The organism is Bradyrhizobium genosp. P, from assembly GCF_049949265.1.
Taxonomy (GTDB): domain Bacteria; phylum Pseudomonadota; class Alphaproteobacteria; order Rhizobiales; family Xanthobacteraceae; genus Bradyrhizobium.
Genome location: NZ_CP188195.1, coordinates 3,122,141 through 3,136,636, shown reverse-complemented (window position 1 = coordinate 3,136,636; position 14,496 = coordinate 3,122,141). Strand labels below are relative to the sequence as shown.

General features: G+C 62.0%; 13 protein-coding genes. 6 read left to right on the top strand and 7 right to left on the bottom strand.

Annotated features, from left to right (window positions below; translation table 11 throughout):
- From ACP2YO_RS15065 to ACP2YO_RS15055, 3 genes are read right to left on the bottom strand one after another with little or no spacing between them, the layout of a single operon-like run.
- On the bottom strand, positions 1 to 456 hold the full coding sequence (locus ACP2YO_RS15065) for a MaoC family dehydratase (protein WP_426441538.1): 456 nt from the start codon (positions 454 to 456) through the stop codon (positions 1 to 3).
- The gene (locus ACP2YO_RS15060) at positions 456 to 1,232 is read right to left on the bottom strand and encodes an enoyl-CoA hydratase/isomerase family protein (RefSeq protein WP_426441537.1); all 777 of its coding nucleotides are present in this window, start codon (positions 1,230 to 1,232) and stop codon (positions 456 to 458) included. Before ACP2YO_RS15060 ends, ACP2YO_RS15065 begins: the two co-directional genes overlap by 1 nt.
- Positions 1,233 to 1,250: 18 nt before the next feature.
- Entirely contained in the window at positions 1,251 to 2,744 is a 1,494-nt protein-coding gene (locus ACP2YO_RS15055; protein ID WP_426441536.1) for a CoA transferase, read from the bottom strand.
- Between the two features lie 137 nt (positions 2,745 to 2,881).
- Between ACP2YO_RS15055 and ACP2YO_RS15050 the strand changes: the two genes are divergently transcribed.
- The 5 genes from ACP2YO_RS15050 (at position 2,882) to ACP2YO_RS15030 (ending at position 7,379) form a co-directional block, all read left to right on the top strand.
- Complete coding sequence (locus ACP2YO_RS15050) at positions 2,882 to 3,526, top strand: TetR/AcrR family transcriptional regulator (RefSeq protein ID WP_426441535.1); 645 nt, start codon at positions 2,882 to 2,884, stop codon at positions 3,524 to 3,526.
- Entirely contained in the window at positions 3,523 to 4,296 is a 774-nt protein-coding gene (locus tag ACP2YO_RS15045; RefSeq protein WP_426441534.1) for an SDR family NAD(P)-dependent oxidoreductase, read from the top strand. Before ACP2YO_RS15050 ends, ACP2YO_RS15045 begins: the two co-directional genes overlap by 4 nt.
- 12 nt (positions 4,297 to 4,308) lie before the next feature.
- Positions 4,309 to 5,937 carry a flavin-containing monooxygenase gene (locus tag ACP2YO_RS15040; protein ID WP_426441533.1) on the top strand — a complete coding sequence of 543 codons (1,629 nt, stop codon included), beginning with the start codon at positions 4,309 to 4,311 and terminating at the stop codon, positions 5,935 to 5,937.
- Positions 5,934 to 6,218, top strand: coding sequence for a hypothetical protein (locus ACP2YO_RS15035; RefSeq protein WP_426441532.1), 285 nt, complete (start codon positions 5,934 to 5,936; stop codon positions 6,216 to 6,218). Before ACP2YO_RS15040 ends, ACP2YO_RS15035 begins: the two co-directional genes overlap by 4 nt.
- A gap of 531 nt (positions 6,219 to 6,749) precedes the next feature.
- Positions 6,750 to 7,379 carry a 2-hydroxychromene-2-carboxylate isomerase gene (locus ACP2YO_RS15030; RefSeq protein WP_426443197.1) on the top strand — a complete coding sequence of 210 codons (630 nt, stop codon included), beginning with the start codon at positions 6,750 to 6,752 and terminating at the stop codon, positions 7,377 to 7,379.
- A 29-nt stretch (positions 7,380 to 7,408) separates the two neighbouring features.
- Here the strand turns inward: ACP2YO_RS15030 and ACP2YO_RS15025 are convergent, their stop codons facing one another.
- Both ACP2YO_RS15025 and ACP2YO_RS15020 read right to left on the bottom strand, forming a co-directional pair.
- A complete protein-coding gene (locus ACP2YO_RS15025) occupies positions 7,409 to 8,596 on the bottom strand; it encodes a hypothetical protein (protein WP_426441531.1) in 1,188 nt (395 codons plus the stop codon).
- A gap of 217 nt (positions 8,597 to 8,813) precedes the next feature.
- On the bottom strand, positions 8,814 to 10,301 hold the full coding sequence (locus ACP2YO_RS15020) for a M81 family metallopeptidase (protein ID WP_426441530.1): 1,488 nt from the start codon (positions 10,299 to 10,301) through the stop codon (positions 8,814 to 8,816).
- Between the two features lie 186 nt (positions 10,302 to 10,487).
- On the opposite strand from ACP2YO_RS15020, the gene ACP2YO_RS15015 reads away from it, so the two are divergent.
- Complete coding sequence (locus ACP2YO_RS15015) at positions 10,488 to 11,282, top strand: class II aldolase/adducin family protein (RefSeq protein WP_426441529.1); 795 nt, start codon at positions 10,488 to 10,490, stop codon at positions 11,280 to 11,282.
- Positions 11,283 to 12,062: 780 nt separating this feature from the next.
- On the opposite strand, the gene ACP2YO_RS15010 is transcribed toward ACP2YO_RS15015, so the two are convergent.
- Positions 12,063 to 13,334 (bottom strand): MFS transporter, encoded by a 1,272-nt coding sequence (locus tag ACP2YO_RS15010; RefSeq protein WP_426441528.1) that lies wholly within the window; start codon positions 13,332 to 13,334, stop codon positions 12,063 to 12,065.
- Positions 13,335 to 13,437: 103 nt separating this feature from the next.
- On the bottom strand, positions 13,438 to 14,496 hold the full coding sequence (locus ACP2YO_RS15005) for an SDR family oxidoreductase (RefSeq protein WP_426441527.1): 1,059 nt from the start codon (positions 14,494 to 14,496) through the stop codon (positions 13,438 to 13,440).

Genomic DNA, 14,496 nt, shown 5'->3' with positions numbered 1-14,496 from the left:
TTATGCCTTCGGTTTGCAATGCATCAGGCCGGTCCGGCGGCAGCTTGCGACCACCTCGCCGCGCTGATTGGTCATGGTGTGCTCGAATTCCACCAGCCCCTGGGTCGGCCGCGACTTGCTGGCGCGCTTGGAAATGATCTTGGTATGCGACTTCAACGTGTCACCGTGGAAGACGGGCTTTGGAAAGTTGACGTCGGTCATGCCGAGATTGCCGACGGTCGTTCCTAGCGTGGTGTCGTACACACTCATGCCGATCATGATGCCGAGCGTATAGAGGCTGTTGAACAGCCGCTGACCAAATTCGGTCTTTTCGGAGAAATGCGCATCGAGATGTAGCGGCTGCGGGTTCATGGTCAGCAGGCTGAACATGGTGTTGTCCATCTCGGTCACGGTTCGGCTGAACTCGTGATGGAATTCCTGCCCGACCTCGAACTCTTCAAAGTATAATCCAGCCATCATCGTCCCTTGTAGTTGGGCGTCCGCTTCTCGACGAACGCGTTAAGTCCTTCCTGGCAGTCTTCCGTCGATGCGACCACCACGAAGCTTTCCGCCGTGTTCTCGACCGAGCGACGGAAATCGGTATCGATCGCGCGCATGAAGGCATCGCGGCCGATCTTCATCACGATCGGCGATTTCGTCGCAAGTTTCTGTGCGATCGCACGGGCACGATCGAGCGCCGTCCCCTTCGGCACAACTTCGCTGAGCAGACCCATGCGATAGGCGGTTGCCGCATCGAAGGGCTCGCCGAGAAATAGAGGGCCGAAGGCCTGGTGCTTTCCGACCAGCCGCGGGAGCTGCACGAAATGAATTGCCGGAATCAGGCCGACATCGATCTCGGGGTAGCCGAATGTCGATGCGTCGCCCGCGATGATCATGTCGCAGGAAATCGCGATCGTCATGCCGCCGGCCCGGACTGCGCCATCGACGGCCGCAATCGTCGGCTTGCCCAGGCGGTACTGCGTATCGTTAAGCGCAAAATACAGACGCTCGAGGAACGCCTTGGTCTCGATCGCGGGCTTGCCCCTGACGATGTCGAGGTCGAGCCCTGCGCAAAACACCTTGTGGGCACTGCTGACGATGACGGCGCGCACGGCCTCATCGTCGCGCGCCTTTGCCAGCGCGGCCAGCAGCGCGTCGATCAAGGGTATGCTGAGCGCATTGACCGGCGCGCGATCCAGCACGATCTCCGCGATCTGGTCCGCGACCGAGTAACGAACGAGGTCTGTACTCATGATATGCCGCCTTCCCCGCTATCTCTTGGCCTGTCGCACAGCGCCGGACTGTAGCAGATCATCGATCGCGGCGGCCTCAAAGCCAGCCTCCGCGAGAACCGCACGGCTGTCCTGTCCAACATCGGGCGCAGGACACAAGAGATCCTCAGACTGGCTTGCGATCCCTGGTGTCCGCGGTGAGTAGACGGGGCCGACACCGGGCGTATCCTGGCATACGGAGGCCTTCGTCGCCTCGACATGGGGATTGCGCAGCCATTCGCCGGGGTTGAGGATCCGCTCGGCGATGATATCGGCCGCGTGCAGCCGGGTCAGCCAAGCCTGTGTCGGCTGTATCAGGAAGACCTCGCGCATCTCCGGGATCAGCGTATCCGCCGAATCGGCACGCGCCGCGAAATCGGCAAAGCGCGGATCGCTGGCGAGATCGTCGCGGCCGATTGCGGCGCACAGGCGCTTGTATTGCGGCTCATTGACCAGCGTCACCATCATCCAGCCGTCCTGCGTCTGGTAGGTGCCGGCGGGCACGTTGAGAGCCCGCGGCGTTCCGCCTTCGAGGATGAACTCGGCGACCTTGTGGCCCAGCAAGGCCGCCGTCGACTGGCAGAGATTGACGTCGATCCAGCGGCCGGTGCCGACAGTCGCACGCGCGAACAGGGTCGTGGCAATGGCCTGGAACGCGTAAACGCCGGTGACCACGTCCGAGATCGTTGTGCCGACCCGGTGCGGGACGCCGTCGGTTCCGACATTGATCGACACCAGCCCGGAGAACGCTTGTGCCACCGAATCCGAGCCGGGCCGCTTTGAATATGGCCCGCTCTGCCCAAAGCCGCTGACAGACAAATAGATCAGACCTGGATTGTCGAGCGACAGGCTTTCATACCCAAGCCCGAGGCGCTCGGCGACACCGGGGCGGAATCCCTCGATCAGAACGTCCGCCTCTTTGGCCAGCCGCTGAGCGATCGCAATCCCGTCCGTGTGCTTCATGTCGAGACACAGGCTGCGCTTGCCGCGGTTGTAGACCGCCGACAGGGTCGTGTGATTGCCGTAAGTCGTCCCGAGATAGCGCGACCAGTCGCCTTCGGGCGGCTCGACCTTGATGACATCGGCGCCATAGACCCCGAGCAACATCGCGCAATAGGGCGAGGCAATGCCTTGCCCGAAATCGAGCACCTTCAGTCCCCGATACGGCGCCTCGTGCGTCGGCGTTAACTTGCCCGCCATTTGTCCTCCCACGGCTTGCGAAGAGCCCTGCAGCGCCAGATAGCGCTGCCGGATGTTGTCGTTGGCTTTCAACTCTTCGATGGAGGATGTGTAGACGATCTGCCCTTTGTCGATAACCGTCGCCTGGCTCGCAAGGCCAAGGCAAAAATGCATGTTCTGCTCCGCGAATACCGCGGCACCGGGGCCGCGAAGTCGCCGCAGCAGCTTGCTGGTGCGATAGGCCTCCATCACCAATACGATGTGGCCAACAGGGCCGACGGCCCCGGCGTGGCGGCGCTCAACTTCGATCAGCATTGTGTTGCGCAAAGAGGCTGTGCGACGTCGGCATTTCGCCGACGACTTTAGAACAAAGAGGATGACACGGCGCATTATATGAACTATGAGTCATAGTTCATATAATGCGTGCTCCGCGCCGAACTCGAGGCTACTGCATGACGCAACCGACATCCGCCAAGGTGGCCAAGCTGAACCGCGTCGAACGCAATGCCTGGACCAAGCAGAAGATCTTTGACGCCGCGACCAAGATCGTCGGCAAATATGGCTATGCCGAAGCCTCTGTTGCCCGCATCACCGAAGCCGCCGGCGTCGCGCAGGGCACGTTCTACAATCACTTCGAGAACCGCCAGGAACTGCTCGATCAGCTGCTGCCGAAGATCGGCCTCGACATGGTCCGCTTCATCCGCGCGCGGACCGGCACTGCCAGCGCGGCGCGGGAGGAGGTCGAACGTTTCAGCGCCTTCTTCGATTTCATCCGCGAGGTGCCGGAGTTTTTGCGCATCCTCAACGAGGCCGAGTTCTTTGCGCCCATTGGCTATCAGAAGCACTTCGACAACATCTCGATCGCCTACGTCCGGATCCTGCAGCGGGCGCGGACTGCGGGAGCCACCAACAATTTCAGCGACGAGGAGTTCGAGGCCATCGTTCAGGTGTTGATGGGCGCGCGCGGTTATCTCAGCCGCCGCTATTCCTATTCCGAACACGGCGTCACGGCAGTGCCCGACTACGTCATCTCGGCCTACCGGAAGCTGGTCACGCATGGCCTGTTCAACACTGGCGACAAGGAAACAAAGTCATGAGCGCTGACGGCACCATCCTCGTCACCGGCGGCAGCCGCGGCATCGGCGCTGCGATCGCGACCCTGCTCGCCGATCAGGGGCATCGCGTCGTCATCGTCGATATCGCGCCCGAACCGCTGGTCGGCAGCAAGGCGATCCTTTGGCCGGCCGCATTTGACGTCGCGAGCGAAAGTGCCGTCGTCGCCGGTGTTGCCGACATCGAGGCAGCGCATGGCCCGATCACAGGCCTCGTCAATGCGGCCGGCGTATTCGGCAAGATGCATGCGATCGAGCGGGTGCGGATGGAGCAGTGGGACCGCGAGATCAATATCGATCTCCGTGGCACATTTCTGGTCGCCCGCAGCGTCGGGATCGGAATGGCGAAGCGCCGGCACGGCGCGATCGTCAATGTCGCGTCGGTCGCCGGCATGACGTCGGGACCGATCCATGCCTACACCGCGGCGAAGGCCGGCGTCATCCAGATCACGCAGACGCTCGCCGCCGAATGGGGCCGCGTCGGCGTCCGTGTCAACGCGGTGTCGCCCGGCTTCACCCGCACGGCAGCGCTCGAAGCCGGCATCGCATCGGGCGCCCTGAACAAGGACCTGCTCGCGCACCCGACCGCCATGAACCGGCTGGTCGAGCCGATGGAAGTGGCGCAGGCGATCGCCTGGCTGCTCTCGCCGCTGAGCAGCGGCGTGACCGGCATCAACCTGCCGGTGGATGCCGGCTACATCGCGGGCACCACCTGGGCCGCCTATGGCGGTCTGCCGGACGCACCGACGAGCTAAGGAGACAGCAACATGAATATCGAGCTCCCGCGCAAGACCTTCGATCTGTCGTCCGCCATCGCGGAAGGCGATATCCGCGTGTTGCTGATGGTGCTGATGCACATGACCGGCGACGAGAAGTGGCTGGAGCCGCCCTACAAGCCGAAGCGCGACATCCGCCTGATCCCCGATCTCGATGCCGGCGTGCCGAAGGAGATCCAGGACGAGATCCGCGCCGCGGTGCTGAACCTGTTCGCGGCCGGCACGCCCAAGCCCGTCATCACCGATCCCGGCGACGAGCTGGTGCTGAAGATGATGCGCGCAACACTCGGTGAGAACGTCACGCCGGAATATGCGCCGCTGATGCGCGAGGAGATGGGCTTTGTTCCGCGTGAGGCTCGCTGGCACAAGCGGCCGGCCGATGAGACGCTTGCGCGACAGCATGTGTTGATCGTCGGCGCCGGCGTCTGCGCGATCGCGCTCGGTGTTGCGCTCGGGCGGCTCGCTGTCCCCTACACGATCGTCGAGAAGCAGGCCGAGATCGGCGGCACCTGGTACGTCAACCGCTATCCCGGCTGCGGCGTCGATACACCGAACCACTCCTATTCCTTCTCGTTTGGTGCCCGCAATCCATGGACGCGCTACTTCGCACAGCGCCAGGAATTGCTCGACTATCTGCTCAAGGTCGTACGCGAATACGGCATCCGCAAGAATGTCCGTCTCAACACCGAACTCGTCGCCTCGCGCTGGGATGAGAGCAAACGGCGCTGGATATCCATGCTCAAGACCAAGGATGGCGAAGAGACGTTCGAGTCGACCGCGCTGGTCAGCGCCATCGGCCAGCTCAACGACCCCTCGCCTGCGCGCTTTGAGGGCGATGAAGACTTCAAGGGCCTGAAGGTCCATTCTGCAATGTGGTCCGAAGACATCAAGCTCGACGGCAAACATGTCGCCGTGATCGGCACCGGCGCGACTGCGATGCAGCTGGTGCCGGCGATCGCGGATCGCGTTGCCTCGGTGACGGTCTACCAGCGTACCGCGCAATGGGCGCGGCCGGTGAAGGGCTATTCGGATCCGATCACTGAAGGCGCGCAATGGCTGCTCGCACATCTGCCATTCTATGTGCAGTGGTACCGGTTCAACATGTTCTGGCGTTACGGCGACGGGCTGTTGCCGTTCCTGCGCAAGGATCCGGCCTGGCCGCATCCCGATCGCGCTGTCAACAAGGGCAACGACCGGCATCGCCAGGAGCTGACCGACTTCATCCTCTCCGAATTGAAGGATCGTCCCGACCTGATCGAGAAATGCGTGCCGACCTATCCGCCCTACGGCAAGCGCATCCTGCTCGACAACAACTGGTTCAGGACGCTGACTAAGCCGAATGTCGAGCTCGTCACCGACAAGATCGACCGTTTTGCGCCGGAGGGGGTCGTCACCGCGGATGGCGGGCTGCGGCGGCACGACATCATCGTGATCTCGACCGGCTTCAAGGTCTCCGAGATGGCGGCGCGGCTCAATATCACTGGACGTGAGGGCAAGAACCTCAAGCAGGCCTGGGGTGACGACAATCCGACCGCCTATCTCGGTCTCACCGTGCCGGACTTTCCCAACCTCTTCCTGATGCTCGGTCCGAACTCGGGCCTGCACATGGCGGCAGCGTGATCTTTCAATCCGAATGCCAGAGCCGTTACATCTCGGCCTGCCTGGTCGAGATGATCGAGAACGACATCGCCGCGATCGATGTGCATCCCGACGCGCACGATCAGTATATCCGCGAGGTCGATGCCGAGCATGAGCAGCTGATCTGGACGCATCCGGGCATGACCACCTACTACCGCAACAGCCGCGGGCGCGTGTTCTCGGCAATGCCGTGGCGGTTCGTCGACTACTGGAAGATGACTCACGATCCGGATTTCAATCAGTATCGCCAGACCAAGGCCTGACAGGAACGCTGACCTGAATTCGCTCTCTCATTAACTTGACAGGCGACCATAACTGCCGCAGCATTTCGGTGACTGCACCTGTTGGAGTGCGGGAGCGCCGCTCCCGGCGTCGCGGGAATTGGCGGACGATGACATGATCGGCCGCCAGGCAGCAGAAGCGGACAGATGTCCGTCGGCCCACCCTTGGAGAGGAGCATGACGCCACCGGCGAAAGCCAGCGACCTTGCTCAACGGCAAGGTCTCGGCGCAAATTGAGGCGAACAGCAGCTGCTCGCCACATTGCGTTACCGACAATTCAAGCATATCCGCAGGACGAGAGCGCGAAGGCCAAGCGCTTTTAGGTCCCGAAGTCTCACTGGTGTGTACCAGACATCCTTCGCTAAAACGAAGTATCAGGGCCCCGCGCTGCTTGACTGCACCGGGGCCCATTCGTTTGCCCCGCGTTCGTTTGGCTGCCGTCTCAATCGTCACGCCGCATTGCCTCACCGCTCCAGATCGGAAACAATTATCCGAGCCAGGTGAGGAACGATGATGGAAAAGCCGCGGGTACGGATTTATACCGACTATAAGAGCCCATACGCCTACGTCGCCAACAAACGCCTGTTCGAGCTCGAGGACAGACACGGCGTCGAACTGGAGTGGCTCCCGTACACCCTGCGCATTCCCGAGTTCATGGGCACCGTCGAAGAGCGCACCCCGCACTTCTGGCGCAAGGTGCGCTATTTGTATATGGACGCGAGGCGCTTCGCCAACGCGCAAGGTCTCGTCATGAAGGGTCCGCGCCGGATCTATGATGCGTTCTATTCCAGCGCGGGGATGCTGTTTGCCCAGCGTCATGGACTGTTTCGACCCTATCACGACACGGTCTTCCAGCGGTTCTGGAACCACGATTTGGAGATCGACGAACTCTCCGATATTTCCGGCGTGATTTCCGCAATCGGCGGCTCCGCCGACGATTTCGAAGCCTATGTGCGCGGACCGGCCCGCACGGAGCATGACCGCATCATCGACGAAGCCGAAGCGCTCGGCGTGTTCGGCGTTCCCTGCATGGTGTTCAACGGCGAGCTGTTCTGGGGTGGCGATCGGATCGACCTGCTGATCGAGCGGATCGAAAGGCCGGAGACGATCACGCTCGCGCTCGGAAGCAGGCACCGCAAATAGGCTCGACGCAAGTAGGCTCGACGTCGGACTCACAGCTTGTGGGGCGATCCGCGATACCCCTCGATGTCGACATACTCGAAGAACTTGCGCGCCTCCGCCAGGCATTCGTCATTGGTCAGGGTCTGCTTGGCGGGATCGTCGGGCAACGGATCCTGCACTGGAAACCGATAGCCCCCGAACTGCAGCTGAAGGCTGTCCAGATTGGCCGCACCGGCCTTGAAGATGTCATAGGCGTCGTCGGTGCACAGGAACGAGGTGATCGACGGATCGTGATCGGCGAAGCTGGCTGAACGGAAGAAAGGCTCGCCGCCGTCGTTCATCTTCTTCATGAAGCCCAGATTGCCCTGATTCAGCCGGTCGAACTCCGCGATTCCGACCTTTGAGGCCGGGATCGGCACCGGAGCTCCAGCGAAGCTTCCGGTGACATTGCCGTCCTTGTCCTTGATCGGCGTGCGATTGGCCAGATTGTACATGATGTTGCCGATCTTGTAGGCCGTGAAGTCATTCTGCATGTAAACGATCTGCTTCACACCGGCGAGCGACATCACACCGGAGCACTGCGCGCAGGATTCCAGCGAAGTGTAGAGCGTAACCTCGCTCAGGAACGCGGCATGCGGCCTGGCCGCGACATGCGCCCCGGTCTTCCAACTGTCGAAGACGTCGGTCAGGCTGAACAGACGCCGGACCAGCCGCGATTCCGCGTGCTCCGCAGAGCTGCGGAAGAATGCATTATGGTTGAAGTCGAAATCGATGATGTGGCCGAGGCCGTCGACCGCGATGCAGGCGATGTTGTGGCCGAGATAGCGATCCCCCGCAGTATGGCTGCGGTCATCGCGTTCATTGAGATCGCCGCGATAGCGGTTGGGTACGGACGGATCGAGCTGGTTGGCGCGCTGCGGATAGTTGCCGATCGGGCCGTTCTTGTTGCCGTTCCAGAAACGCAGGATCAGCTTCATCAGCAGATAGCTGTAGATGCGGTGACGCTCCTGGCTCTCCGGCCGCTCCAGCTCCCTCGTATCCCGGCCGTAATCGACGTGCACGAGTTCGCCGAGCGGCTTCGTCCAGTACTGCTTGAGCGGGTCCTGCTGGTCAAAGCCGGGACCGAGCGGATCGGCCTGATCTGCCGCAGCAATCGATGTGCCGGCGGCCAGGACGCTTGTGGCGCCCGCCGTCGTCACGATGAAGTCGCGCCGATTCAGTTTATCGCTGCCGCTCATTGATATCTCCCGCTTGCAATGGTGGACGGGGCCAGCATCTCAAATCGACCCGTCGAGGGTCAGTCACGCCGGAAAATGCAGTTTCGCCAAAGCACGTCCAGGAAAAGAAACCATCGTCTTCGTCAGGTAAGACCCAACACTAACATCTTATGGTTGTAAATCAAAGTGTGCGTTGCCGTCGATCCGATCACGCGATAGCGGCTGTCGGTCATGACGCTTACACGGAAAACGCCGGGTTGCCGTACGGATAGAACCGCGCGAGGTCGACATTCCGGTACGGCAGCTGGTCCAGACGCGTCGTCCCAAGGAACGGCTGCTCCGGCTCGACCAGAAGGATCGTCCTGGCAAAACCGTTGTCGTCAAACCCGCGCCGGAAATGAACCCGCGACTTGATCGCCATCACGTCGAAGGCGCCGATGTCAGGCACCAGCGTCTTCAACGACAACGGCTCCATGATCTGCACCAGATAGGTGGAGAGGATCAGCACATTGTCGCGGCCGAAGCGCACGCAGACCCAGAACTGCCCCTGCCCCTCGCCAGCCGCCGTAATCGTGCCCTGGATTCGGACCGGTTCGCCCGCCGACTCGTCGGCCAGTCCGCCGATCTCCATATCGAAGGCGTCGCCGGCCTTGGCGCCGGCCGCCCTCAGGCTCGCGGTCGCCCTGGCGTCCGCGATGGTGGCGATCAGCGTGTTGGGCAGATCTTGCGCGATGATCTCGCGCAGCAGCCAGGTCGCCGATCCCGACCGGTCGCTGTGATCGGCCAGCACGACCGGCGTGTTTCCATCCGCAATGGCTTGCTTTGCCAGCGCAACACCTTCGGTAATACTGTCGAGCTGTGTCGATTCCAGCAACTCCGTGCGCAGCCGCCAGATCGTCGCGGCGAGGTCGCGCGCAACCTGCTCGGCGAGTGTTGCATTGCCATTGGTCAGGACCTGCACGGTCATGCCGACATCGGGGACATCGGCAAACGGAAAGCCGAAGAAGATGTTGACATAGACGTCGACCTCGCGGGCCTCCCACACCAGCGCCCGCTGCACCAGGTCCATCCACGGCCGCGCTCCGGTCCATTGCAGCACGGTCGGCGAGATCACGGGAACCTTGATGGTTGTGTGCGTCGGCGTGTAGTCCCCGCGGATCGCCCGCACCAGCATCCGTGCGGCACGCTCGCCCTGCAGATGCGCGTCATAGTGCGGAAAATATTTGACGGTGAAGGCCATGTCGGCCTGTTCGAGGAACGCCTCGTCCTCGTTGCCGTGAAGATCGAAGGTCGCGGCGATGAAGGCGGAACGGCCCACCACTTCGCGGACCTGCCGGGCCAGATCGGCCTCGGGGCGTGGAACATCGCGCACCGCCATGGCGCCATGCAAACAGAGATAGACGCCGTCGAACGGCCCCTCTTCCTTAAGGCCCGCGATCATCTTGCCGACAAAGGTCCGATAGGCTTCCTGGGTGATCCAGCCCGATCCGGTGCCGGTCCTCGGCCACAACGGAGATTCGATGCCGACCAGTTCGACCTCGGAAAACTCCCGCGCCACCTGCACGAAGCCGCCCATGTAATTCCTGGCATCGAAGCGCAGCAGCGCCTCGCCCTTGGCCGGCGAGCCCGGATAGATGAAATCGTCGAGCGTGGTCTCGTTCGGTAGGAACGAGACGGTTTCGTGGGAGAAATGCAGGACGGCGATACGTATCTTGCGCTCGCTCATTATGTGCGCCTCGGCTCTTTTTTCGCATACTGACATCGAACCCGCTGCAGGCCAATGGCGCATTCGAATTTTGCCCGCCAGACCTGCAAATAAGCTGACAGGGCGCGCCTTGCTGCCGTGCGGATTCTGCTATCTTGCACACCAACCGCCGGCCTCGGCCAATCCAGATCTTCAGGAGAGAACGCCATGAATTCCGCTGTCAGTTCCCCCGCGATCAAGGTCGTCAAATCGGTTCGCGATCAGGTAAGCACCGAGGAGTGGCAGGCCCGCGTCGATCTCGCCGCCTGCTACCGGCTGACAGCGATCTACGGCATGACGGAGATGATCGCCAACCACATCTCCTGCCGCGTGCCCGGCACCACCGACCAGTTCCTGATCAATCCCTACGGCATGCTCTACGAGGAGATCGATGCGTCCTGCCTGATCAAGGTCGATGTGCAGGGCAACACGCTGCTCAACGCCTCGGATTATGACGTCAATGTCGCGGGCTTCGTCATTCACAGCGCGATCCATATGGCCAAGCACGAGATCGACTGCGTCGCGCACACCCACACGCCCGCCGGTATGGCGGTCTCGGCGATGGAATGCGGCCTGCTGCCGCTCGCGCAGACCTCGATGCGCTTCCTGCATATCGCCTATCACGACTTCGAAGGTATCGCCGACAATGTCGACGAGCGCGAACGCCTGGTCCGCGACCTCGGCGACAACGAGGCGATGATCCTGCGCAACCATGGCCTGCTGGTTGTCGGCCAGACCGTGCCGTCGGCGTTCAACGTGCTGTTCCGTTTGGAACGCGCCTGCCAGACGCAGGTGATGGCGCTGTCCTGCAACACCAAGCTGGTCTACCCGCCGAAAAAAACTCTCGAAGACACCTACGAGCGCATGCTGCCGAAGCCCGACCGCGCCGCGCGCAACGGCGAACTCGCCTGGCCCGCTCTGCTGCGCAAGCTCGATCGTGCCGATCCGTCGTATCGGGATTGAGGAGGGCTTGTAGTTGCAAGACAAGCCGCTCTCCATTCGTCGTCCCTGCGAAAGCAGGGACCCATACTCCGCGGCGACGTTGTGAACGAGACTCGTCATTCCGCGTTGCGTAACAATCAGCATTTGTGGTTATGGGTCCCTGCTTTCGCAGGCACGACATCGAATGTGTTGCGGACAGCGAAGTCATACATTCGCGTTCTCGCGACATGATTTGCCCGAGTCTTGCATTTCGTTCCGCCCTCTTATCATGCAGAGGGCGCAGGGAAAGCCGGGTGCCGATCGCACCCATGGGCCCGGTGCAACAGAAAGCACCGGGGTAGGACCACAGGTGTAACCGGGAACTCCGGCTTTCCCTGCGCGATGGGTTACGGCTTATACGTGCTCTCCCCGGCGAGACTAGGCTTGCTTGTCACCGCCGTCAGCAAGAGACGTCAGTCCCTCGCTGACAGGACACCTGCCACTAGGGCGTCAGGCCTGCACGACTTCGCCGTCCGCTGTCTGCCACGCTCGTCGATCGTGACATCAGCGTCCACCGCATCTCACCGCAACACCCGTGACGATCGCGACGCGCCCCTCAATCGGATGAGACGGCACATCTGTAACATCGGTTTGCACTTTCGATAAACCGAAATATTTTTGATACCAGGGCTTGACGGGTTTTCGCCGAGTTGCCCGTCGGGTCGATTTGCCGCAAGTAATTGACCACTTCGCGCTTGCGTTTCGCATCGTGTGGCTGGCCAAAGCCATCACCAAGGCCATCAAAGCGCCGGGTGTCCTGTGTCACCCGGTGTCTTTCGACGCGCCGGACGCCGGTGCGGCTGGCATGGTCATTGCGAGCACGAACGTGGAGCAATTCATCAAGATGATCGCTGCCGCGCCGACATCGACGGCGAAACCGAGCCCACGGGTCGTGGCGATCGCGCCCAATACGAGGGCGAGCACACCCATCGACAGGTAACCGAGGAGATAGAGGGCGGAGAGGATGCCGCCCCGGTGGGTTTCGGCTGCCGCCGTGCTGATAACTTGCAGGCCGCCGACGAATAACAGGCTATACGCCGCTCCAGCACCGGCCGTCGCGAGCAGGTAGATCACCAGATGGCGCAGATTGATCGCCAGGATCAGCAGCAGCATCGACAGTGCAGAGACCAACGCGCCGCCGGTGAGCGCTGCTCGCGGCGAGAGGGTCCGAGAGACAAGCGCGGTGCCGACCATCACGACAGGAAACAGTGAAAGTACAACGCTGTTGAGAAACGCGTTGGGCGAACCGATCAGGTCATGCTCGACCTGGCCACCGAGCGAGAGGACCAGCACGCCGAACGTATAGGCCGCCATCATGGCCGTGGATGACACCGCGAAGGCCCGGCGTGCGTCCTTTGGAACGAACGGCATCCGGGAGCGCCGCTTGGCGGCTCCATCGCCGACCGCATGACGGGGCAAGAGCCAGGTGCCGGTGAGAAGGATGACGAGAAGAACAGCCAGCATCCAGAAGCACAGGCGCGTCGGCCACGGCCCGTACTCCGTCAGCGCTCCGCCGAGCAGCAAGGCGGCAGCAAAGCCAATAGCCTGCGCCCCCATCGTGACCGAGGCCGCACTCTTCGCACGTTCGGGGCGCGTGAACTCCAGGATCGCGGCGGTCGACGGGCCCGCCGCCAGGCCGACGCCGATGCCCATCAGGCCACGTCCGGCGAATATCCACCACACGTCAGGTGCAACCGCAAACAGCAGGGCACCGGCCAGGGACGCAAAGAGGCCGGCCAACATCGTCGTACGTCGGCCAATCTGATCGGAAATTCCACCGAAGCCGGCCAGCATGACAACGACGGCGATCGGATAGACGGCGAAGAGTGCCGCCGTCACTGTGTGGGTGAGATGCCATTGCTTGGCATAAAGCCCATAGGTCAGGGCGGGCGCCGCACTGGTCCAAAGCGTATGGCCGACGACGCCCGCCGAAACCAGCAGGCTTGCGCGACGCCCGAGGACAAACCGCCCGCGCGAAGGCCGAGCCCGGTCCGCCACCGCACGGCGAATGAATGCTGGCGCTGTCTCGGTCATCGCCGTCGTACCTGTTTCACAAATTTTTGGGGATTTGGACCAGCGCTCCCCCGTCGCGGGGGACGACGCAGATTGATCGCGCGGGGCGCGAAGGCTTGCGGTGTCACGGAATGATCCGCTCACGCCGGAAGTCCGAAAACATCCGAAGGAACATCTCCTCGGTATCCACCAGATCGTGAAAGCCGAAACGGCGGGCCTTGCTGGTGTCGGAGACGATATCGTAATCGGACGCAAACACGCCGTCCGGGTAGCCCCAGGCCGCAATCTCCTCGAACCGGAATTTATGCAGCCCGTTCTTCTCGACGATTTTTTCCCAGACCGGTCCCTTGTCTGCCATGGAGCGCGCAAGGTTGATGTGCCGTGGCGGCGCCGGCTCCATCTCGAAAAACCTGGCGAATTTGGGCCACAAATTCTGCCATCTGATCAGATCGCTGTTGGTGATGTTGAACGCCTGATTGGCGCATTTCGGATCGGTCGCCATCCACGCGACGGCCTTTGCCAGCAGCGCGGCGTCCGTACACTGGTAGAGTGCGGTGTACGCGCCCGGCTTGCCGGGAAAGCTGAGCGGCAGTCCCAATACCTTGCAGATGTTGGCATAGACCGCGATCGCCAGGGTCAGGTTCATCGGTCCGCCGGTGGAGAATCCACAGACAGCGTGCGGACGCCCAACCGACCATGTCCAGCGCTTTCCCTTCTGGAATTCCTCGAGAAAGTCCTGCTGGTCGTAATAGAAATTCGGCGGCATGTGCCGCGGATCGTCCTCCTTCGTTGGGGTCTTGTACGGACCGAGGTGATTTCCGTACCATCTGGTGCCCTGAGAAAGATGGACGTGCTCGAGCGCGGACGAAGCCGCATCCACGGTCTTGGCGAGGTTGAAGAACATGTTGGCATTCGCCGATATCGTCTCAGTTGGATCCTGACGCTCGGTGATGGCCAGATAGAACAGGTGCGAGATGTTCGTGATCGGCGCGAGTTTTGCCCGGCAATCGGCGGGATCGAGCAGATCCACGGGAATGTACCTGTAGTCGCCGGGAACCCGCGGCTTGCGGCGCGACACCGCAATGACGTCCCAGCCGCCCTGCTCCAGCAGGTGGGTGAGCAGATAGCTGCCGGCAAGACCGGAAGCACCTGTGACGAGCGCGGTACGTTTTGTCGTCGGCAT